This is a genomic window from Dysgonomonas sp. GY617 (assembly GCF_015233815.1).
In the GTDB taxonomy this organism is placed as follows: Bacteria; Bacteroidota; Bacteroidia; order Bacteroidales; family Dysgonomonadaceae; genus Dysgonomonas_A.
On sequence record NZ_JADCLR010000022.1, the window covers coordinates 57337 to 80891 of the forward strand.

Annotated in this window: 21 protein-coding genes; 7 read left to right on the plus strand and 14 right to left on the minus strand. The window is 35.1% G+C overall.

Annotated elements, in window-relative coordinates; genetic code table 11:
• Positions 1 to 15: 15 nt before the first annotated feature.
• Complete coding sequence (locus IR022_RS12625; RefSeq protein WP_194203974.1) at positions 16 to 1926, plus strand: ATP-dependent DNA helicase RecQ; 1911 nt, start codon at positions 16 to 18, stop codon at positions 1924 to 1926.
• Positions 1927 to 1992: 66 nt separating this feature from the next.
• On the opposite strand, the gene IR022_RS12630 is transcribed toward IR022_RS12625, so the two are convergent.
• The 11 genes from IR022_RS12630 to IR022_RS12680 all read right to left on the minus strand — a co-directional run bounded on the left by IR022_RS12630 (position 1993) and on the right by IR022_RS12680 (position 13312).
• On the minus strand, positions 1993 to 2400 hold the full coding sequence (locus tag IR022_RS12630) for a DUF3836 domain-containing protein (protein ID WP_194203975.1): 408 nt from the start codon (positions 2398 to 2400) through the stop codon (positions 1993 to 1995).
• 448 nt (positions 2401 to 2848) lie between these two features.
• On the minus strand, positions 2849 to 4099 hold the full coding sequence (gene nqrF / locus IR022_RS12635) for an NADH:ubiquinone reductase (Na(+)-transporting) subunit F (RefSeq protein ID WP_410492821.1): 1251 nt from the start codon (positions 4097 to 4099) through the stop codon (positions 2849 to 2851).
• A 45-nt stretch (positions 4100 to 4144) separates the two neighbouring features.
• Positions 4145 to 4579, minus strand: coding sequence for a hypothetical protein (locus IR022_RS12640; RefSeq protein WP_194203977.1), 435 nt, complete (start codon positions 4577 to 4579; stop codon positions 4145 to 4147).
• A gap of 103 nt (positions 4580 to 4682) precedes the next feature.
• Positions 4683 to 5300 (minus strand): NADH:ubiquinone reductase (Na(+)-transporting) subunit E, encoded by a 618-nt coding sequence (gene nqrE, locus IR022_RS12645; protein ID WP_194203978.1) that lies wholly within the window; start codon positions 5298 to 5300, stop codon positions 4683 to 4685.
• Positions 5301 to 5371: 71 nt separating this feature from the next.
• Positions 5372 to 6004, minus strand: coding sequence for an NADH:ubiquinone reductase (Na(+)-transporting) subunit D (locus tag IR022_RS12650; RefSeq protein WP_194203979.1), 633 nt, complete (start codon positions 6002 to 6004; stop codon positions 5372 to 5374).
• A 1-nt stretch (position 6005) separates the two neighbouring features.
• A complete protein-coding gene (gene nqrC / locus IR022_RS12655; protein ID WP_050709797.1) occupies positions 6006 to 6713 on the minus strand; it encodes an NADH:ubiquinone reductase (Na(+)-transporting) subunit C in 708 nt (235 codons plus the stop codon).
• A complete protein-coding gene (locus IR022_RS12660; protein ID WP_194203980.1) occupies positions 6710 to 7945 on the minus strand; it encodes an NADH:ubiquinone reductase (Na(+)-transporting) subunit B in 1236 nt (411 codons plus the stop codon). Before IR022_RS12660 ends, nqrC begins: the two co-directional genes overlap by 4 nt.
• A 52-nt stretch (positions 7946 to 7997) precedes the next feature.
• The gene (locus IR022_RS12665; protein ID WP_194203981.1) at positions 7998 to 9368 is read right to left on the minus strand and encodes a Na(+)-translocating NADH-quinone reductase subunit A; all 1371 of its coding nucleotides are present in this window, start codon (positions 9366 to 9368) and stop codon (positions 7998 to 8000) included.
• A 356-nt stretch (positions 9369 to 9724) separates the two neighbouring features.
• A complete protein-coding gene (locus IR022_RS12670) occupies positions 9725 to 10051 on the minus strand; it encodes a hypothetical protein (RefSeq protein WP_157258206.1) in 327 nt (108 codons plus the stop codon).
• Positions 10052 to 10270: 219 nt separating this feature from the next.
• Positions 10271 to 12322: a M13 family metallopeptidase gene (locus IR022_RS12675; RefSeq protein ID WP_194203982.1), complete on the minus strand. Its 2052-nt coding sequence runs from the start codon at positions 12320 to 12322 to the stop codon at positions 10271 to 10273.
• Positions 12323 to 12358: 36 nt separating this feature from the next.
• On the minus strand, positions 12359 to 13312 hold the full coding sequence (locus IR022_RS12680) for an N-acetylornithine carbamoyltransferase (protein WP_194203983.1): 954 nt from the start codon (positions 13310 to 13312) through the stop codon (positions 12359 to 12361).
• A gap of 223 nt (positions 13313 to 13535) precedes the next feature.
• On the opposite strand from IR022_RS12680, the gene IR022_RS12685 reads away from it, so the two are divergent.
• Positions 13536 to 13868, plus strand: coding sequence for a DMT family transporter (locus IR022_RS12685; RefSeq protein ID WP_050709803.1), 333 nt, complete (start codon positions 13536 to 13538; stop codon positions 13866 to 13868).
• A gap of 14 nt (positions 13869 to 13882) precedes the next feature.
• Here the strand turns inward: IR022_RS12685 and IR022_RS20190 are convergent, their stop codons facing one another.
• The gene (locus IR022_RS20190; RefSeq protein ID WP_262892250.1) at positions 13883 to 14011 is read right to left on the minus strand and encodes a hypothetical protein; all 129 of its coding nucleotides are present in this window, start codon (positions 14009 to 14011) and stop codon (positions 13883 to 13885) included.
• Between the two features lie 155 nt (positions 14012 to 14166).
• On the opposite strand from IR022_RS20190, the gene IR022_RS12690 reads away from it, so the two are divergent.
• Positions 14167 to 15093, plus strand: coding sequence for a homocysteine S-methyltransferase family protein (locus IR022_RS12690; protein WP_194203984.1), 927 nt, complete (start codon positions 14167 to 14169; stop codon positions 15091 to 15093).
• 77 nt (positions 15094 to 15170) lie between these two features.
• The gene (locus IR022_RS12695; protein ID WP_194203985.1) at positions 15171 to 17141 is read left to right on the plus strand and encodes an ABC-F family ATP-binding cassette domain-containing protein; all 1971 of its coding nucleotides are present in this window, start codon (positions 15171 to 15173) and stop codon (positions 17139 to 17141) included.
• Between the two features lie 44 nt (positions 17142 to 17185).
• Here IR022_RS12695 and IR022_RS12700 read toward each other — a convergent pair whose 3' ends face one another.
• Entirely contained in the window at positions 17186 to 18319 is a 1134-nt protein-coding gene (locus IR022_RS12700; RefSeq protein WP_194203986.1) for a hypothetical protein, read from the minus strand.
• A gap of 4 nt (positions 18320 to 18323) precedes the next feature.
• The gene (locus IR022_RS12705; protein WP_194203987.1) at positions 18324 to 19124 is read right to left on the minus strand and encodes a hypothetical protein; all 801 of its coding nucleotides are present in this window, start codon (positions 19122 to 19124) and stop codon (positions 18324 to 18326) included.
• Positions 19125 to 19357: 233 nt separating this feature from the next.
• Here IR022_RS12705 and IR022_RS12710 point away from each other — a divergent pair, with 233 nt between their 5' ends.
• The 3 genes from IR022_RS12710 (at position 19358) to IR022_RS12720 (ending at position 23412) form a co-directional block, all read left to right on the plus strand.
• Positions 19358 to 22099, plus strand: coding sequence for an AsmA family protein (locus tag IR022_RS12710; RefSeq protein ID WP_194203988.1), 2742 nt, complete (start codon positions 19358 to 19360; stop codon positions 22097 to 22099).
• Positions 22100 to 22194: 95 nt separating this feature from the next.
• The gene (locus IR022_RS12715) at positions 22195 to 22863 is read left to right on the plus strand and encodes a flavin reductase family protein (protein ID WP_050709807.1); all 669 of its coding nucleotides are present in this window, start codon (positions 22195 to 22197) and stop codon (positions 22861 to 22863) included.
• Between the two features lie 207 nt (positions 22864 to 23070).
• On the plus strand, positions 23071 to 23412 hold the full coding sequence (locus tag IR022_RS12720) for a DUF805 domain-containing protein (protein ID WP_194203989.1): 342 nt from the start codon (positions 23071 to 23073) through the stop codon (positions 23410 to 23412).
• Positions 23413 to 23555 lie beyond the last annotated feature (143 nt).

Here is a 23555-nt window from a genome sequence, read left to right on the forward strand (position 1 = left end):
ATTCTGAAAACAGAATTGAATATTTTTCATAAAATACTTCGTGAATACTGGGGATATTCAGAATTCAGACCTTTACAGGAAGATATCATCAAATCTGTCTTTTCAGGAAAAGACACTCTTGGTCTAATGCCTACCGGAGGTGGAAAGTCTATAACTTTTCAGGTTCCGGCTTTGGCTATGGATGGTATCTGTCTTGTTATCACTCCTCTAATTGCCCTAATGAAAGATCAGGTTGATAATCTGAAAGAAAAGGGAATAAGAGCACTATCTATCTATTCGGGTATGTCTCACAATGAGATAGTGATCACTTTAGATAATGCCATCTTAGGTGATTATAAATTCCTTTATATTTCGCCCGAGCGTTTAGGCACACAACTATTTCAAGCCAAGCTTCGTAGTATGAATGTATGTCTTCTGGCTATTGACGAATCACATTGCATATCTCAATGGGGTTACGATTTTCGCCCATCATACATGAATATTGCAGACATAAGGAAGGAGCTACCCAATGTTCCGGTACTTGCACTTACAGCAACCGCCACACCTGAAGTGACGGAAGACATCCAAAACATTCTCGGATTTAAGGAAAAAAATGTATTTCGAAAAAGCTTCGAAAGGAAAAACCTGTCTTATATTGTTCGTGAAAGTGATAATAAGACAGAATCATTAATCAAGATTCTATCAAAGATTCAAGGCTCGGCAATAGTATATGTCCGTAGTAGACTGAAGACAAAAGAAATTGCAACAGAACTAATTCAACATGGTCTTTCAGCTGATTTTTATCATGCAGGATTAAGCAGTGATGACAAAACACACAAGCAAAATGCATGGAAAGACAACGAATGCCGAATTATAGTATCTACCAATGCTTTCGGAATGGGAATCGACAAGCCCGATGTTCGTGTTGTAGTACATATAGATTTACCTAATTCGATAGAAGAATACTATCAAGAAGCCGGACGGGCAGGTAGAGATGAAAAGAAGGCTTATGCCGTTATACTCTACTCTAAAACTGACAGTACGAAATTAAAGAAACGCATTAGTGATGAGTTCCCCGAACGCGATTTTGTTATTGCAACATACGAATCACTCGCTTACTTCTTTCAAATAGCCGAAGGCTTTGGTCATAATTCAACCTATGATTTCAGTTTACAAAAGTTTTGCTCCATCTACAAATACCCACTTATTCCGACTCATAATGCGCTGAAGATTCTCGAATTGGCTGGATATATTGAATATACTGATGATACAGACAATCAATCGAGAATAATTTTCTCTATTTATAGGGACGAACTCTATAAGTATGAATTTACTAAAGAATACGAGCTCCTTATAAACATAGTATTAAGATTGTATACTGGTATATTCGCAGACTATGTCTCTATAAATGAAGGAACAATAGCCTTCCATCTCAAAAAAAGCAGAACCGAAGTATATCAGATGCTTAAAGTTCTTGCCAAAAAGCGAATAATAGAATATATACCTTTCAAGAAAACACCTTTCATTATTTATAAACAGCCCAGGATATCCATAAAATATCTTGTCATTCCTCAAAGTGTCTACGAAGTAAGGAAAGCGAGATTCGAAAAACGAATTATGGGCATAACCGATTATGCCGAAAGAAAGGATATATGCCGCAGTAGAATGTTACTCACCTATTTTGGAGAGAAAAAGAGCTCTGATTGTGGACAGTGTGATACATGCCTTGCAAAGTCTGATACAGGAATCAACAATTATAAATTCAATGATATTACTGATCAAATAGAGGAATTAATCCGTGAAAAAGATTATTCAATAGAGGAATTGATAAATGAAATATCAGGATATAAAGAAGAAGATATCATCAATGTTATTCGCTTTCATCTCGATCAGGAATCTTTCCTAATAGAAGACGATCATATCAAGGTTAATAAAAAGAAAGAGTAGATATCACTGAGACATCTACTCTTTCAACACTACTACTTATATATCTGGAATTTGTGAAAAGATCACTTATTGCACTGAAGCTCCATTTTCATTATAGGTATAAGATGCTTTTTTAGGCTCTCCCCATGTTTTAGAATTTTCATTCCAAGCATAATGAGAAACACTCATTACCTTAGTACCATCGTAGGTATAAACCATCATATTAGAAGGAGTCCAATTTTTATTCGATTCATTCCATATATAAGTGATCTTAGACACGAATGCCCCTTGTTCATTTAATGTGTTTACTTTCTTTTTGAAAGGCACAAGATTATTATTCTTGACATCTCCTTTGAAATAAGTAGTCGAAACTACATTCTCTGTTTTTTCAACATTATGATACAATACTGCATCCGAATCTGCTTTTACCACGCTAGAATTAGTTGCAAATAAAAGCAGAGCAACAACAACTGAAGTAAAAACATTTGCTTTCATAATGATATTTATTTAAGTGATTAAATGTTTGTTTTATTATTATGATTCAAATTTAAGCAATAAATCAGATATAAAATATCATTATGTCACATATTTTAGCAAACATGTTATTAAACACATACAACAAACATATCACAGTGCAAATATCAAAATGGTATCATTACTATTTGTCAATAAAAGATATAAAAACAAATAAAGTTCCTTATATTTTATTCTTCAATTTACGCTATAATGTCTTATTTTGATGATACACCCCTATCCTCTCTTAATGATATTCTTATCTATTTATATAAAACTCTTTCAGAAGGATCTTATTCAGTAGCCATTGGGGGCATAAGCGAAGAGAGAAAAAAAATTCATACTATTGGAAAAATCTCAATAAAAGAATAACCCATCATAAAAATATAAAGCCCCACTTTTAAAAGTAAAGAGTGGGGCTTTTGTTTTATCAACCGAAATCATCGAATAATAACATTTCTGGGGGAACACCCAGATCATCTAACATCTTCTTGACCGAATTAGCCATCGGTCCCGGTCCACACATGTAATATTCAACATCTTCGGGAACATCATGATCTTTCAGATAGTTGTCATATATTACCTGATGAATAAAGCCCACATAACCAGTCCAGTTATCCTCAGGTAATGGTTCTGAAAGAGCTATATTAAAAGTGAAATTTGAGTATTCTTTTTCTATTTGGCGAAAGTCTTCTTCATAGAAAATCTCGTTCTTCGAACGGGCACCATACCAATATGATATTTTTCGATCAGTAGTTTTAAGTGTATTGAATAAATGCAATAACTGCGAGCGAAGTGGAGCCATACCAGCACCTCCTCCTATATATAACATTTCGTTTTTAGTATCCAGAATATGAAAATCGCCATAAGGTCCCGACACACTTACTTTATCACCAGGTTTAAGCCCGAAAATATAAGAAGAGCCAATACCCGGTTTTATGCCCTGCTTCCACCCTCCTACTGATCTGTCAAAAGGAGGTGTTGCAATACGTATATTAAGCATTACAATATCACCTTCCGCAAGATAGTTAGCCATAGAATAAGCCCGCATGGTTTCTTCCGTATTGGTTACTCCCAAATCCCACATCTTAAATTTATCCCATTCCGATTTAAAACGATCTTCTATAATAAAATCTGTAAAACTGAGCTGATACTTAGGTATATTAATTTGGATATACGAACCCGGTTTAAAATCAAGATGCTCACCTTGAGGCAATCGAACTACAAATTCTTTGATAAAAGAAGCCACATTATGATTGGATACTACCTCACACTCCCACTCTTTTACTCCAAAAACTTCAGCAGGTATTTCAATCTGCATATCAGCTTTTATTTTTGTCTGGCAACCCAATCTCCAATGCTCTTTTCGCTGCTTCCGCGAGAAAAAACCAATCTCAGTAGGTAATATCTCTCCTCCACCCTCTACTACTCTACATCGGCATTCGCCACATGTGCCTCCACCTCCGCATGCCGAAGACAAATAGATTTGCTGCGATTGTAAAGCACTGAGTACAGATGTGCCAATGGGACTTTGAAACTCTTTTTCTCCGTTTACCAACACTCTTACATTTCCCGAAGGAAGTAACTTTGCCTTAGAATAGAGAATGGCTATAACAAAGAGTAGAATCAGAATCAAAAATGCAACCACACTTGAGATTACTGTCAACATACTTGATGACATTAAAAACACCATAAATTTTACTTTTATCTTTTAAAGTCTAATACTTCAATTATCTTCTTTTGAATAACTCGCTTTAAGAATTGTATTTCTTATAAAATTCAACTCCAAGCCAATTTCAGCCTCCCCCTCCTTGGAGGCTGGTATTGTATAGGAGAACAGAATAGTTCTTCTCCCTTTTGAGTTTATAGGAACTATTATTGTCCATGAATAAACAAGAAGATCTTGATCTCCTTCGTTGGTAAGTTTGACTTCTTCCTTTAAAGAAAAACCATCTTCCACATATATACCCGATGCTGATGATAGTTCTATGCTTTCGTTATATTCTTCTTTTGCCTCTGAAGACTGAACACTCAATCTCAATGTTCCTGAATCTACATCATCTCTATAAAAAGCTGCATCACCATCATCGTAATATTCTTCTTTCCAATTGATCGGCAATTTGAAAGAAACTATGCCTTTGTTGTATTTAATTAGTTTCATACCATTAAGTAAATAATGTAAAACATTCATTAAAGTCTAAAACCTATCAATTTATTACTTTGGCAAGCACAAATAATTTAAGCTAAACAATCAGTTTAAAAACTTAAAGTTTGATACCTGAGAAGCTCATAAAAGCGATTCCCATTAATGCCGTTATAATAAAAGTAATCCCCAAGCCTCTCAAAGGTTTAGGAATATCAGAGTATTCGAGTTTTTCGCGTATGGCTGCCAATCCTATAATTGCCAAAAACCAACCCACACCCGATCCAAAACCGTATACTGTAGCATAGCCAATATTAGGAAACTCTTTCTGCTGCATAAATAACGAGCCTCCAAATATGGCGCAATTAACAGCCAGCAGAGGAAGGAATATACCTAGAGTAGCATACAATGATGGACTGTATTTCTCGATAAGCAGAGCCAATATTTGTGTTACCGATGCCAGTACAGCAATAAACACCAACAATGTCAACATACTCAAATCAACATCTTTAAAACCATCACCCAACCATTGTAAAGCACCTGGTTTCAATAAATAGTTCTCCAACAAATAGTTGAGGGGAACAGTTATAGTAAGAAGAAAGATTACTGCAATACCAAGCCCTACTGCAGTTTTCACATTCTTAGAAATAGCGAGAAATGTACACATACCCAAAAAGTATGCAAATATCATATTCTCAATAAAAATGGATCGGATAAATATATTAATAGCCTCTTGCATATTTGTTCTGTTCTTTTTCTTATAATCTATTTACTAAGGCTTTTTAAAGCCTTCTTTCAGACTCTGCTCAATTAGCTCTCTTGTAAATCTTTATTACGGAAGCGTTGTATCCATATCAACACAGCTACCACTATAAGAGCCATAGGAGGAAGTATCATAAATCCGTTGTCCATATAACCCATATTATAAAAAGATTGCGGTATAATCTCAAATTCTAATATCGTGCCCGACCCTAATAATTCGCGAATGAAACCTACAATAAATAGTACTACTGCATATCCCAAACCATTACCAAGCCCATCTAAAAAGGAGGAAACAGGTCCGTTACCTAAAGCAAAAGCTTCTAAACGCCCCATTAAGATACAATTGGTAAGAATAAGACTAATAAATACAGATAGCTGTTTATTTACATCAAAAGCATATGCTTTTAGCAATTCACTCACAAGTGTTACTAAAGCCGCCGCTATAACCATTTGCACTATTATACGAATCTTATCTGGAATAAGATTACGTAATAGAGACAAAAATAAATTAGCAAAAGCAACCACAATAGTTACACAGACACCCATCATTATCGATGCCTCCAGTTTAGTAGTTACAGCCAAGGTCGAACAAACGCCTAATACTTGGACTAAAATTGGTTTTTTTCTATTTAATGGACCTAATAGTATAGCCCTTGTTTTATCTGATAATAGCTGACTCATTTTAGTTCTTCTTTAAATTTTCCAAAAACTTACTATAACCTTCCAATGTATTATAGAGCATATTATCTACACCATGACTGGTAATTGTACCACCCGATATACCATCTACATAATCTCTGTCTGAGACGCTTTTGCCGGGTTTTACAATTGCTATTGATTTAAAAACACCATCCTTATAAAGGTGTTTTCCCACAAATTCGTCACTAAACCAATCGTGAGAAACTTCAGCCCCCAAGCCAGGAGTCTCCGATTCGTGATCAAAATCAGCACCATATACTGTATTTCCATCTTCATGCACAGCAATGTATCCCCACATAGCACCCCATAATCCTGAACCTCTCAAAGCCAGAATATATAAAGTTTTACCCTCTAAATTTGCGACATATACCGGGTATCTGCGCTCACTTAAAGGCTTATCCATCTCCACTTTCATATCTGCATTAAATGCATCTTGTTCAGAATTAGGAATAATATTACCATCTAAATCTATCATATACATATTCGGAATTAGTTCTTTAAACTTTCGTTCAGATGCCTCTCCTTTTGTATTTATATTAATAGAACGTAGTATTTGCGACATTTTATCGACATCCTCATTCTTCTGTTGAATCCCTTTTAATGATACGTGAACTATAGAAAGTACAACAGCTACAAGAATAACCATTATACTCGCAAATACGATCGTATATTTATTACTATCTCTATTCATACACTTTTATCAGTTTTCTGAGATACTCGTCTCATTCTGCGTTTAATATTTTGCCCAACCACAACATAATCTATCAAAGGAGCAAAAGCATTCATAAACAGTATTGCCAACATCATACCTTCCGGATAGCCGGGATTGAATACGCGGATCAAAACGGCTATCACTCCAATAAGAAACCCATACACCCATTTTCCAGATTCGGTACGTGCAGATGTAACAGGATCGGTAGCCATAAAAACGGCACCAAAAGCAAATCCTCCTAAAAGAATATGCTCCAGAGGAGTTATCTGCATCACAGCATTTACAGCAAATTGATTGATCAAAAGAGCCGTTGCCATCCCTCCGACAAAAACAGATACCATCGTTTTCCAACTAGCAACACCAAATAAGATCATAATAATTGCACCTATCAGAATAGCCAATTTAGATGTTTCACCAATTGAACCGGGAATAAGTCCTAAGAACATATCCCAATACGTAAGCACATGCCCCGTAACATCAACCAATGTTACACTATCTCCTGTTGCAGTTTCTATTTGTGATAAGGGGGTAGCTCCCGAAAAAGCATCTACCGTTTGCGTAATACCATCCACTATATTTGCATCACCTACACCAAAACTGTTTTCAGCACGAACAAATACATGCTCACCCGTCATTTTAGAAGGATATGCAAAGAACAAAAATGCCCTTGCAACCAAAGCAACATTGAATATATTATAACCCGTTCCCCCAAAAACTTCTTTTGCAAAAACAACAGCAAATGCAGTAGCAACTGCGAGCATCCATAGAGGAAGATCGACAGGTACAATCATAGGAATCAGCATACCCGACACCAGAAAACCTTCTTGTACTTCATGCCCTTTAATCTGAGCTATAATAATTTCAATACCCAAACCTACCACATACGACACTACAATCTTGGGCAGAATAGCTAATAAGCCAAATAGAAAACAGTTCCATAAAACGGGAACTTCTCCTATTGCCTGATAGTGCTGATAGCCGACATTATACATTCCAAAAAGCAATGCAGGAACCAAGGCTAAAATAACCAACGACATGGTTCGTTTCGTATCAGAAGCATCGTGTATATGCACACCACTTTTTGAAGTAGCACTCGGCACATACAAAAATGTATCTATTGCATCGTATAACGAATGCAATTTCTCGAGCTTACCACCTTTTTCAAAGTGAGGCTTAATCTTATTATCCAGTTGATCTCTTAATGATTTCAATGTTATATCTATTTTTTTATAAAACTTACAACTAACAGGAAGCTCAGAAGCTTCATTCCATTTCTTTTTTCAACTTATTGAGCCCTTCACGAATCTCTTTCTGAATTTCGAGTTTTGAGGTATCAACAAATTCGCACAAAGCAAAATCTTCGGGAGCAACTTCATATATACCCAGTTGTTCCATCTTATCTACATTATACGTTATTGTGGCTTTTATAAGTTGTTCAGGAAGAATATCCATAGGGAATACCTTATCGTATTCGTTGGACATAATAATAGCACGACGTCCGCCCATTAATCGGGCATCTAAACGGTATTTTTTATTGGGCTTCAATAAACTCACCAATTTAGATAGATAAGTACTACCAGCACTATATTTTTTGTTTAATCCGGGAGAAGCCCAGCCTATGAAATCATGCTTATCGTCACCCTCAGGAATAACAGTAACTTGTGAATCATAAAAATGAAGCGAACCGTCTTTATCAATCTGTTTACCAGTCAACACATTACCCGAAATGTAGCGCAATGCAGCACCTCTGGTAACATTAGCATCAAATAAATGATCTAACTTCGAACCTATAACTACAGAATAATACCCTTTCTTGACTGCCTCCGAACCGGTATAAGCAATAAGACGAGTAAAGTCAACATATCCCTTCAATAGAAAACGACCAATCATTAACACATCGGGTGCAGTAATAGTCCAGACTGTTTCACCTTTATTTACAGGATTTATTGAATTGATTTGTACACCAATATTTCCTGCAGGATGTGGACCTTCAAATTCGCAAACCTCTACATTTTTGGCATCAAGCAAAGCTATTGATTTAGTGTTAGGACTAACTCCTAAATATATTTTACCTGAAGTTAATTTAGATAAGGTATCAATACCTTTCTGAAAAACCAAAGGTTCTTTGTCAATTATAAAATCATATGATGGAGCCAAAGGCACAGACGAAAATCCAGATATAAATATATCACGAGGCGAACTATTAGGATCTGCAATTATATCATAAGGACGCTGCTTAATAAATGGCCAAAGTCCGGCTTTTAATAACTTACTTTTTATTTCTTCTGCGGAGTCACCTTGTATAGACGATATATCGAAAACATCACGTTGAATCTCTTCATCTGCTTCTATCGTAATATCTAGCAGTCGTCTTTTCTCCCCCCGTGTTACCGACACAACCGTACCACTCACAGGCGAAACAAAAACTAATTGCTCGTTCCGTTTATCGTGCATCACTGGAGTACCAGCATTTACTCGATCTCCTACTTTAACATCTACTTTGGGAATAAGACAAGGAAAATCATCAGGCACAATTTTTACGATGGATGGCTTTACACTACCTACAATAACTTCTGGTGCATCGCCTTCTATCGGAATATTCAGACCTTTCTTTATTTTGATATATTTTGGCATATAATATTTATGTCAAACGATTTTGTAAAATATCTGTTTTACTTATTACTATCTTTCATTTACTCTAAAACCACATGAGTTTAGTCTGAAAAATGTAGTAACAAAGACTTTATATACTATTCTTCTAAGAAATACAATATATTTTATCTATATAATTAGGAAAGCTATTATCACAAATATAACTTTTTTTTTCGAGAAATAAAAGTCAATTCCTCCAAAACATCCCGAAGCTAAACTATACGATCACTCAAATCTCTAAAATCTTATTTATCTATTAGAAACAAAAAAGGTTTGACTTAAAAGTCAAACCTTCTTATTATAATGTAAAAAATAGTTCTAAACAAACTCCATATTTTTTATAATGCCAAAATCTTAGTTGCTGTATGGCGTCTTATTCTTGCAATCTCTTGCTCAGACTCCTCGTGATATTTTGCAGCTCGTTTATCACCTTCTTTTCTGATTTTATCAGACTCTTTTTGAGCTTTTTTGTCAGCTTCTTTATGAGCCTTCTCAGAATTCTTTAAAGCTTTACTTTTGGCTTTCTCTATATCCTTCGCTTCTTGTGCTTTTAACTTTTCTATTTTCAACTGAATCATAGGATCAGCCGAACTTCTGTCCTGAGCATAAGATACTTGAGTTGCCAACATACTGATTAGAAACATTGATAGTAACAATCTTTTCATAAATATATAAAATGGTTAGTATTAATCAATTAGTGTGCATTTACGCTATACATTTCTAATAACATAGCCTGCAAATCTAAAAATACTTATTGAATATTCTGCAAAAAAAGTGTTATTTTTTCATAAATGAGTCTATTCGACTCATTAAGAGCAAAAAAAATCTCCCATGAAAATTAACTCATGGGAGATTTTACTATCTATTAATAAAGTCTTTGTTTCTTACCAAATAGAAGAACGTTTTTCAATAGGTAAATAAAGAGAATCTTTCTCTGTTATATTGAATGCTTTATACCAAGCCTCTACATGAGGTAAAGCACCATCTACACGCCATTTACCTAAAGCATGTGGATCTATTTTTGTTAAGCGTCTGATTTCGGCGTCTCTGATATTACCAGCCCACAGATTAGCGTAAGCTAGGAAGAAACGTTGTTGAGGAGTAAATCCATCAATCTTTTCGCTCGATTGTCCTTGCTTAGTCTTCATAAAGGCATAGTAAGAAACTTGCAAACCTCCTTGATCGGCAATATTTTCACCTAAAGTAAATTGACCATTAGCATGTAAATCATCCAGCACTACAATATTACTGAAGTGGTCAGCCAATACTTTAGCTCTCTCCTCAAATTTCTTAGCATCATCGGCTGTCCACCAGTCGGTCATGTTACCGTTTTTGTCATACTTACGACCTTGATCATCAAAACCATGAGTCATTTCGTGACCAATAACCACACCAATCGCACCATAGTTAACAGCATCGTCAGCATCCATATAGAAGAATGGAGGTTGCAAAATACCAGCAGGGAAACAAATCTCGTTTGTAGTTGGATTATAATAAGCATTAACTGTTTGAGGAGACATTAACCATTCTGAACGGTCAACAGGTTTACCCAACTTATTTAACATAAAATCGAACTCGAAATTAGATGCACGAACAATATTTGCCCAATAGTTATCATCTTTAATATCTAAAGCCGAAACATCTCTCCATTTGTCAGGATAACCAATCTTTACGATAAACGTTCCTAATTTTTCTTGAGCCTTAGCTTTAGTTTCTTTGCTCATCCACTCCAAATTGTTGATACGTTCGCTCAACGATTCTTTAAGGTTTTTCACAAGGTCAAGCATACGCTCTTTAGCCTTTGGAGGGAAATATTTTTCAACATACAATTGTCCGACTTCCTCACCTAGAGCATCATTAATTGTATTTACAGTTCTTTTCCAACGAGGTTGTATTACTTTACTACCGCTCATTTCCTTACCATAGAATTCAAAGTTTGCATTCACAAACTCGTCACCTAAGTATTTAGAAGCAGCATTAATTAAACACCAAGAAAGATATGCTTTAGAATCTTTTACCGGTGTAGATTGAATTAGTTTTACGGCTGCAATAATAGGCTCTTTTTGAGAAACATTCAGTTCCTTCAAATCTTTTGCACCTACAGCTGCAAAAAACTCGTCCCATTTAAATTTAGCTATCGAATCATTTAGGCTACTAACCTGCATTTTATGATAGTTAAGTTCAGGGATACGTGTTTTTTCTTTCTCGAAATGCGATTTAGCCAATGCTGTTTCTATTTTCATTACAGCTATAGCCGCTGCCTTTGCATCAGCCTCAGTATATCCTGCATGCTTAAATTGAGTTTCCATCAATTTAATATATCCTTCACGCAAAGATTTTGATGTTGCATCAGTAGCCAAATAATACTCACGTTCGCCCAATCCCAAACCACTTTGGTAGATATGAGCTATATTCATCGAGCTATTCATATCATCGGCTCCTACATAGAAACCAAAGAATGGAGCTGATGTATAGTGTCTGATTTTTCCTGATAGAGAAATTATATCTTCTACAGTAGAAGCAGCATTAATAGTAGCTAATTGTTCCAAAATAGGAGCTGCACCATCGGAGTTCAGCTTCACACTATCCATACCCAGTTTATACAAATCTCCGATCTTTTGAGCGGTAGATCCTTGCTTATTTTCAGTTTTACCCAATTCAATAATCAGATCTTTTATTTGCTTCTGATTATTTTCTCTCAACTGATCAAATGAACCGTAACGAGAATATTCGTCTGGTATAGGATTGGCATCCGACCATCCACCTGTTGCGAAACGATAGAAATTGCTACCAGGATTAGCTGTAGTATCTAAATTCTCAATCTTTAAACTTTCTACCATAAGCACCTCCTCCTCTGCGTTAGCTTTCTGTTTACAGCCAACCGTAGTTGCTGCTGCCAGAATGGCTACCGGTAAATAATAATACAATCTATTCATCTTTATTATATTTAATATTTATTCTTAAAACAGTCTTTATAAACTTTCTAACATACGTTTAATAACGGTCTGGGCTGAAATTTCACGATTGGCAGCCTCTTGAACGACTATCGATTGTGGACTTTCGATAACATCATCCGTAACAATCATATTACGACGTACAGGTAAACAATGCATAAAATAAGCATTATTAGTCAAAGCCATTTTTTCGGTAGATACTGTCCATGCTCTGTCTTTACTTAATATCTGTCCATAGTTAGGATCTGTATAAGCTGCCCAGTTTTTAGCATAAACAAAATCGGCTCCTTCCAAAGCTTTATCCTGATTATACTCTACTTTTGCACCACGCACAAATTTAGGATCTAGTTCGTATCCTTCGGGATGAGTAATTACAAAATCAACATCAGCCTCATTCATAAAATCAGCAAAAGAGTTGGGTACAGCCTGTGGCAATGCTTTTGGGTGAGGTGCCCAAGTCAATACAACTTTAGGGCATCCGGTCTTTTTATACTCTTCAATAGTTATCAAATCAGCAAAAGCTTGCAAAGGATGCCCTGTAGCTGCTTCCATACTGAAAACGGGACGTCCCGAATATTTAATAAACTGATTTAGAATCTTTTCTTCATAATCGTCTTGCTTATTCTCAAATTGAGCAAAAGCACGTACTCCTATAATATCGCAATAACAACCCATCACAGGAATTGCTTCCAAGAGATGTTCGGTTTTATCTCCATCCATTATAACACCTCTTTCAGTCTCCAACTTCCATGCACCTTGATTGATATCCAATACCATTGTATTCATTCCAAGATTCATTCCAGCCTTTTGTGTACTCAAACGTGTACGCAAGCTAGAGTTGAAAAACACCATCAAAAGGGTTTTATTTTCACCCAGATGTTTATATCCAAATCTGTTTTTTTTAACTTCTAATGCTTCCTGAATAGCAGCATTTAAATCCCCTAAATCTTTGACATTTGTGTACGTTTTCATAGAACAAAATGTATATATAATATATGTTATAAAATCACCCTAAAAACTTTCAAAAATCAAAGGTAATAATAATTAAAAACACAAAACGGTTATTATCTATCAATTTTGCGGAAAACGGAAGAAATCTAACAAACTAACTACAAGAGAAAAAACATTAAAATAGAATCTTTATTTTCTCAAAGCCGTCTTTTTCGAGTATTTTTGTAGTCTAAAGTTAATCACAATGAAGCATTACGTATTCTTATTAATGGCTATTGCATTTGAGATAGTAGCAACATCTTCGCTAAAAATGTCCGAGCAGTTTACCAAGCTCATCCCTAGCGTTGTCACCGTAGTATGTTATATTGCTGCATTTTATTTTCTGAGTTTAACCCTCAGAACTTTACCTGTAGGAATAGCATATGCACTTTGGTCGGCAATTGGCATTGTCTTTATAACCATAATAGGTATTTTCGCTTTTAAACAAGTACCCGACCTTCCGGCTATTATCGGATTGGTACTTATTGTAGCAGGAGTAGTTATTATAAATGTTTGGTCTAAAACATCAGCACATTAAAACACTCAGAATTATTATTTCTGAGCCAGATATTCGCTTGATGGTGTATGTATGCTTCCATAAGGACAACCACAAGATTTAGAGGATGATTTGCAGCTTAGAAGTAAGCTTGAGATAAAAACAATTACCAGAATCTTTTTCATAAAGAAATAATTATTAGGTCTAAAACCTTTTTATTGTTTAGCTAGTCAATAATACGATTACGATCTATTTTCCAGATAAAATTAAGCAATAAACTCTATTATTCATTTATCGACCTCTACAAATGTAGAAATAATAATAAATACTTTTCAGCCATATGAATTTCTTAACATGCTACACAAACAAATCTCCCCTTTTGATGGAAGGCGCATTGGGAGAACGGCTAAAACGAGAATACAATTTATCCTTTGATGCTGATGTAGCAATGGCAAACCTCGTTTACACCAGCGAAGGTCGTCAAGCCCTAACGCACCTATGGGACCAATACATAGCTATTGCCGAAGAACATAACCTTCCTTTTATTGCTACCACCCCTACCCGACGAGCTAATAAAGAACGCATCACTCGGTCGAAATATACAGAAGATATTATTTCAGAAAATGTTTCCTTCTTAAAATCGATTGAAGAAAGTAGCCAAACGACCATGTTTATAGGGGGACTTATGGGATGCAAAGGAGATGCCTACCAAACTAAAGACTCTCTCTCTATTGAAGAAGCTAAAGGATTTCATTCATGGCAAGCAAATTTATTTAAAGAATCAGATGTCGATTTTTTATTTGCAGCCATTATGCCTGCATTATCCGAAGCCATCGGAATGGCAAATGCTTTAGAAGAAACACATCTACCATATATTATCAGCTTTATGATCCGAGAAGATGGATGTCTATTAGATGGCACATCCATTCACAATGCAATTGAGGCAATAGATAAGGCAACAAAACAAAAGCCTGTTTGCTACATGGCTAACTGTGTACATCCAAGAATTTTATATTCGGCACTAGAAAAAGAATATAATCAAACTCCACTGGTAAAAGAGCGCTTCGGAGGAATACAGGCAAACACATCCTCTCTTTCTCCCGAAGAATTAGATAATTCCGCTGACTTGAAATGCTCTGATAGTATTGAACTCACTAATGAAATTCTCAAATTGAATGATTTCATTAACCTCAATATTGTTGGAGGTTGTTGCGGTACAGATAATACACACATAGAACAAATTGCAAAAAGAATCTCAAATAAATAGATGATTTCCCAGAAAAAAATCAACAAATAGGTCGGCGACCTTAAAATTTGTACTTTTGCAAATAAAATTTAGAAAAAGTGATTTCAATAGAAGGACTAACAGTAGAATTTGGAGGTCGTCCTCTTTTCGATAATATATCGTTTGTCGTAAACAAAAAAGACAGAATAGCACTTGTCGGCAAAAATGGAGCCGGCAAATCGACTATGCTTAAAATATTTGCAGGATTACAACAGCCTACACAAGGAAATGTTTCTTATCCCAAAGAACTTACTATCGGTTATTTGCCACAACATATGCAACTAAATGATGGAAACACAGTTCTTGAAGAAGCATCTTTGGCTTTCGACCATATCCAACATTTAGAGGTTGAACTAGAACAAGTCAATGAACAACTTGCCACACGTACCGATTATGAATCTAAAGAATACCATAATCTGATAGATAGATCTTCGTATCTTAATGAGCAATTCTTAATGTCGGGAGGTGGAAACTTTCTTGCAGAAGTAGAAAAGACTCTAATCGGATTAGGTTTTAAACGTACAGATTTCGAACGCCCAACCAACGAATTTAGCGGAGGCTGGCGTATGCGTATCGAGTTAACTAAGCTATTGCTTCGCCGTCCTGATGTATTGTTACTTGATGAGCCGACCAATCACCTTGATATAGAATCTATACAGTGGTTGGAGAATTTTCTATCAACACATGCCAATGCGGTTATCTTAGTTTCTCATGACAGGGCTTTTTTGGATGCAGTGACTACACGTACCATCGAAATTTCGTTAGGGAAAATTCACGATTATAAAGTTCACTACACTAAATATGTAGAGTTAAGAAAAGAACGCCGCGAACAACAAATCAGAGCCTACGAAAATCAACAAAAACAAATACAAGAAACAGAAGACTTTATAGAAAGATTCCGATATAAAGCAACCAAAGCTGTACAGGTACAATCTAGAATCAAGCAATTAGATAAAATAGATCGCTTAGAAGTAGATGAAGAAGATAATTCGAGTCTTCGCTTAAAATTTCCTCCCGCACCCCGATCGGGTTCGTATCCTGTTATTGCCGACGGCTTAGAAAAAAGCTATGGTGATCATCTGATATTTAAAGATGCCACTTTCACAATCAACAGAGGCGATAAAGTAGCCTTTGTTGGTAAGAACGGAGAAGGTAAATCGACCTTGGTAAAGTGTATCATGGGTGAGACCGATTTCAAAGGGAAATTAGAATTAGGACATAATGTAAAAATAGGATATTTCGCACAAAATCAGGCTTCATTACTTGACGAAAGTCGTACAGTATTCGAGACTATTGATTATGTAGCAACAGGCGACATACGTACCAAAATTCGAGATATACTTGGAGCTTTCATGTTTGGAGGAGAAGCATCTGACAAAAAAGTAAAAGTACTTTCAGGAGGAGAACGAAGCCGCTTGGCAATGATCCGTCTATTGTTAGAGCCTGTGAATCTTCTGATTCTCGATGAGCCAACCAATCACTTAGACATGCGCTCTAAAGATGTCCTGAAAGATGCTATCAAGGAATTTGACGGTACAGTTATAGTTGTATCGCATGACCGTGAATTTTTAGATGGGCTTGTAGACAAAGTATACGAGTTTGGAAATCAGCAAGTAAAAGAACATTTGTACGGCATTTACGAATTTCTTCAAAAGAAAAAAATGGATACTCTACAAGAACTCGAAGCTGTTTCGGCTGCTAAGGTTGAAGCATCTGCTGCCAAAACTGTTGAGGCAACCACGGCAACGACAACTCCTACCCCATCAGAAAATAAGCTTTCTTATGAAGAACGCAAGGAGTTGAATCGACTTATCAAGCGTCTTGAAAGACAAATATCGGACATCGAGCAAAAAATAGAACGAATGGAACTAGAGAAAGCTTCTTTAGAAGAAACTCTTGCCACTCCCGAGGGATCAAGCGATCCTGCACTATTTGAGAAACATGGTAAGATGACGAAAGACATAGAAAATGAGATGAGTACATGGGAACTTGTCACCATGGAGCTAGAGGAAATGAAAACCAAAGCATAATTAAAAAGAGAGATCACTTGATCTCTCTTTTTATTAATCATTTTTCATCTTTGTTCCAAGTATTCTAATCTTTCATTTTGTTCTTCTATTAAAGATTGTTGTTCGTTCAATCGTTTTTCTTGCTGAATTGTATATAAGGTCAATTCTTCTATTTTCTGTAATAGTTTTATTTGAAATTCATTCATATTAAGTCCCTCTTCTTGCATTTGTTTTTCAGATGGGATTTCAGGTAAATGTTTATTTTCTTTGACAAAAGCTTCTAATTCCGATAAAGGCTTTAGAACATAGTTGGAATTAAATACATGATCAGCTCCTGTTAAAACCTGTACTTTTACTTCTTCTGCTGAAATAGTACCTCTTACATCTAGTTTTACTGTTGGATTCTCGGTGCCAATGCCAATATCGCCATTTCCCGAAATATGCATCCTTACAATTGGTGCAGCATCTGTATAAGTAGTTAAAAATTGAAGATAATTATCCCATGATTCTCCTCTATAGGCTCTAATGATTGACTTACCTGCTTCTACAAAGTCAAAACATATATCCCTTTGACTTGCTTTTCCATAAGGGTTGTTAGGTCCCTTTATTATCAAATTAGATTGAACCGAGCCATTATAGGAGCCTAATCTAACATCTCCATCCACATCTAACTTATAAGCAGGATCTTCGATTCCGATCCCGACATTCCCTGCAAATACATTTTTATAAGGAACTTGCTTTTGCTGAGTACCGCTTAATGCAGCATCAATGACATTCCAACCTTGAAAATATTCAGATTTTTCTACCATACCTTGTGCAAAAGCACTAACTGTAAATCTCTGAAAATAGATTTTCTGATCTAAATAAATAACAACTTTTCCATTTTCATTACTCAACCATATATCAGGAGCTGTTCCACCAAAGCTAGATGCTGTTGGTAAATAGAATTCGTTATCATATATATACCAAGATATACTTAAATTTATTGTTGAAACATAAGTCTTATTACTAGCATAATTATAACCTTCAATTTTCACAGCAGGCATCTGCGAAGAATTCACAAAAGGCAAGTTAGTTCTAATCTTAACTCCATAGTTAGGAGTTCCATTAAAATTATAGTTGACAATATTTGGATAGTTTTGACTGAAAGAATAAACACTCCCAATAAAAAGGAGAAAGAAAATAAGTTTTACTTTCATTATTTTATAGTTTTTCTAATTGTTGAATTCTTTTTTCAAGCTGAATTATATAGAGTGTTAACTCTTCTATTTTCTGTAATAGTTTTATTTGAAACTCATTCATATTAAGTCCATCTTTCTGCATTTGCTTTTCCGATGGAATCTCGGGTAAATGCTTGTTTTCTTTGACGAAAGCTTCCACCTCCGAAAGTGGCTTAAGTTCATAATCGTGCGCGAAAACATGATCAGCACCTGTCAAAACCTGAACTTTAATCTCAGAGGCAGAAATTACACCTCTTACATCTAATTTAGTTGTAGGATATTCAGTTCCAATCCCGACATTACCCCCAAAATTGTTCTTATATATTAATTTAGTTTGGTTTAGTCCTCCTAAAGATTCATCAACAACGGTCCAACCTTTAAAAAATGTAGCTGATTCCCCCACATTTTGAGCAAAAACACTTATTGTAAATCGTTGATAAAATATTCTTTCATTAATGAATATTACAACTTTTCCATCTTCATTACTTAACCAAACATCTGGTATTGATGCACCATAGCTAGATATAGAGTTATATATGAAAGCACCATTATATACATGCCAAACAAGATTAAGGCTTAATGTATTACTTTTACCTGCGTCATATCCTTCTATTTTCATATAAGGCATTTGGACGCCATGTAAAAATGGTAAATTAGTTTTAATCTTAACTCCATAAGTCGGAGTTCCATTAAAACTATAATTTACAATATTAGGATAATTCTGACCGAGAGAATAAATGCTTCCGAGAAAGAAGAGAAGAAAGAAAATAAGTTTTGTTTTCATAAATTAAATAAATATTATCAAAAATACACAAACAAATTTAACTTACAATCGTATATAATCGATCAAAACTTAAAATATTATTTCCATAAGTATTTATATACATTAACAGTTATCATTACTATTATGGCAGACTAAAGATTTAACTTTAGCGCCAATATTAAAGTAAGGAAGCCCATACTTTAATATAAATCTAAAATTTCAAAAGATTTAAAGCATTAAACTAACAAAGACGAATGAAAAAAGGTGTAAAAAAAGGACTCATAATAGGAGGTGGAGTTTTTGTAATCCTCTTAGCTATAATTATTTCAATCCCATTTTTATTTAAAGATAAAATAAAAGACGCCGTAATTGACGCTGCAAATAGCAATTTGAACGCAGAACTCCATGTAAAAGATTTTGGAGTAAGCATTTTTTCTAATTTCCCCAATATCACACTGTCTCTCGAAGATATGTCTCTCAGCGGAGTTGGCGATTTTAAAGGTGACACTTTACTAAAAGCGAAATCGGCAGATGTTACTTTAAATATCATGCAGGTATTGAAAGGTAATTATGAAGTTTCGAAAATTAATATGAATGGTGCTACCGTTTTTGCCAAAGTTCTTACTGATGGACGTGCCAACTGGGATATTGTAAAAGTAGATTCGACTGAAATTGCTCCTACGCCTACAAATGAAGAAACCGTTGAAGATGCTTCATCCTTTAAACTGAAATTACAAAAGGTCTCGCTCGATAATTGCCAAGTGACTTACGAAGATCAGCAATCTAACATGAAAGTTATACTGACCAATTGGAGTGGCGAAGTTTCTGGTGATTTTAGTGCAGATAATACTACACTGAAAACGAAATCGAATATCGGAGAAGTGTCTTTTATAATGGATGGTATTCCATATCTATCTAAAATCAAAGGAATAGCCAATGCAACTATTGACGCTGACATGGATAAGATTAAGTTTACATTCGTTGAAAGCGATATACAGCTAAATGAAGTAAAAGCTTCAATCGATGGATCAGTAGCTATGGTAGGCGAAGATGGTAAAGATTTTGACCTTAAACTGAAAGCTCCAGATACACAATTCAAGGATATATTGTCTATCCTTCCTGCAATGTACACCGAAGATTTCAAGGATATTAAAACATCAGGTACTGCTTCTCTTGACGGATTTGTAAAAGGGTTGATGCAGGGGGAACAATACCCAGCCTTCGACTTCAAGCTTTTGATTAACAATGCAATGTTTCAATACCCATCGTTACCTAAGTCTGTTGATAATATCAATGTAGATATGGGTATCAGCAATAAGGGAGGTTCGTTTGATAATACAATTATCGATATCAGTAAATTTAATTTTACAATGGCAGGTAATCCATTCTCGGCAAGCTTGAATATTCAGACACCGATGAGCGATGCCAGTCTAAAAGCTCAATTGAAAGGTATCATAGACCTAGCAATGATTAAAGATGTTTATCCCCTAGATAAAGGTACTGAGCTAAACGGGAAATTGACAGCTGATCTTAATATTGCAACACGTATGTCGGCAATAGAAAAAGAGCAATATCAAAATGTGAATGCCAGTGGATCATTAAAACTGAACAATATGATCTATAAGTCTGGCGATATGCAAGATGTAGTTATAAACAATGCAGAATTAGGATTCACACCACAATATGTAAATTTATCGTCATTAGATGTTAAGATTGGGAAGAACGATATTTCGGCAACAGGTCGTCTTGAAAATTTTATTGCTTATGCCTTGAAGAATCAAACCTTAAAAGGTCAACTTAATTTGAAATCAAATTATTTCAACCTAAATGACTTTATGGGTGACAGTTCAACTACTGCCACAACAGAAAGTACACCATCTGTGCCTGCTAGTGGTTCGGAAACAACACCATCAGCAACAAGTCAATCATCTGATAACTTTGTAGTGCCTACGAATCTAAATTTTGCACTTAATGCAGATATGAAGCAAGTAGTTTATGAGAGAGTAAATATTACCAATCTCAAAGGATCTATTGCAGTAAAGGATGGTACTATAACCATGCAAGATGTTACAGCAAATGCTTTAGGTGGAACAGCTAAAATTACAGGATCATACAGTACGGCTGCAGATCCAAAGAATCCAAAAGTATCTCTTAATGCCAATATAACTAAAGCTTCCTTTGCCGAAACATTTAAATCGGTAGAAGCTATTCAGAAATTTGCACCCGTATTCGATAAGGTATTGGGGAATTATTCGATGAACATGAATATGAACGCATCAATGGGAGATAACTTACTCCAAATGTTGAGCGGACTTACTGCAAGCGGTGTTTTACAAGCGAATGACGTTCAAGTAGAAGGTGTCGAAGCTTTAGACAAACTATCATCTAGCTTAAAAACAGATGCTCTCAAGTCGTTCTCGGCGAAAGATATAAGTATTCCTTTTACGGTAAATGAAGGTAAAATAAACACTAAACCATTCACCGTGGGAATAGGTGATGGAGGAAAACTCAATCTTGAAGGAACAACCGGCTTAGACCAATCGATCAACTATAAAGGTTCTATAACCTTGCCTAAATCAATGGCTAATGCATATATTAGCAATATCCCTATCACTATAGGAGGAACATTCTCAGACCCCAAAATTGGTGTAGATACTAAAAGCCTAATTGGTAATTTACTTTCGGGTGATACAGTAGATAAATTATTAGGAGGAAATACCGCTAATAAAAAAGAAGAGGCTACAGCAAAAGTAGGAGAAGAGAAAACCAAACAAATTCAAAGACTTCGTGATGAAGCAAAAAGCTCTGCTGATAAGTTGGTAGAAGAATCTCAAAAAAGAGGACAACAACTTGTTACTGCTGCTGAACCTAAAGGAGCCCTAGCGAAACTAGCTGCACAAAAAGCCTCAGACAAATTAGTATCTGAAGCAAAAAAGAATGCACAAAAAATAACAGAAGAAGCCGAAGAACAAATAAAAAAACTGGAATCTCAATAAGGTCTATCACCTTATTGATACTTTGTAGTGTATATCTTGGTTATTACTCTAAAATACAGAAACATACAATTAAATAATATAAATTAAAACAACATATGAAAAAGATCTTTTTATTATTAGTAAGCGTTGCCTTATTATCATCATGTAATAACGCAGCAAAAGAACAAAATACTGACAAGCAAACCAATGACAGTACAACAGTAGCTACATCTACTGTAGATGTATCGGGAAAAAGTTTTGACGAATTATTCAAGTCCATTGACGCTAAAGATATTGATCAGAATATATTCAAATTATTGGAAGTAAACTATTCGGTGATCACCGCTGGAACAGATAGTCTGTATAACTCTATGACCGCAAGTTGGGGCGGATGGGGCAGATTATACGAAAAGCAAGTTGCGTGGTGTACACTAAATGCTAGTCGCTATACATTGGAGCTCATAAAAGAAAAAGGAACTTATACATTCTCATTCTTTGATGAAGCATATAATAAACAGGTACTTTTCCTTGGAAGCAAAACAGGTAGAGATTCTGACAAAATGAAAGAACTTAAGCTCACCAAAGTAGATACTCCCTCAGGAAACATTACCTATAAAGAAGCTTTTCTTGTAATAGAATGTAAAGTACTACAACAAACAACTATTAATCCTGCTGATGTTGTAGAGCCTGAAGATAAAGAGTTTTTGAATAAAGCTTACAAAACGGCTAAGAACTATCATCAATTACTAATTGGTGACATAACTAATGTTTGGTTAAGAAAATAATCTGTTTGTTAAACAGTTGTTTCTGACACAATCGGAAGCCATTAGATAACAATTGATTAATCTAGTTATTTTAAAATAAATGCGTATTTTTGACATATATATGGTAAAATTTACTAATTTTGAAAAATAATTCGTCATGTGACACACTAATATTTTCACAGAACAATTAGGTAATTAGATTTCTAAATTATTTAAACTAAAAAGATTATGAATTTCAATTGGTTTCTAGAGGTTGTAAAAAACAAGTACATTAAATTTGACGGCAGAGCAAGAAGAGAAGAATTCTGGATGTACTACCTTGTATATCTAATCATTGCTATTGTTGCAACTATTATTGACAGTATTATAGGAATGCGAATTGTAGGTAGCCTTTTAAGTTTAGCTTTATTACTACCAACAATAGGTGTAGGTATAAGAAGAATGCACGATATAGGTAAAAGTGGTTGGTTTATTCTTATTCCACTTTATAATATCTACTTATGGGCACAAGCAGGAACTCCAGGAACAAACGAATATGGAGCTAACCCTAAAGAAGTTTCAAATATCTAAACCATACGGTTTATTAATATATTGAATATATAATAAAAAAAGCTCCTTTCTCAAGGAGCTTTTTTTATTACAATTATATAAGCACAAATAAATTTTCTTATATTTAAGAAATACAGCCGAAAAGCCTTTAGATTACTTAAAAC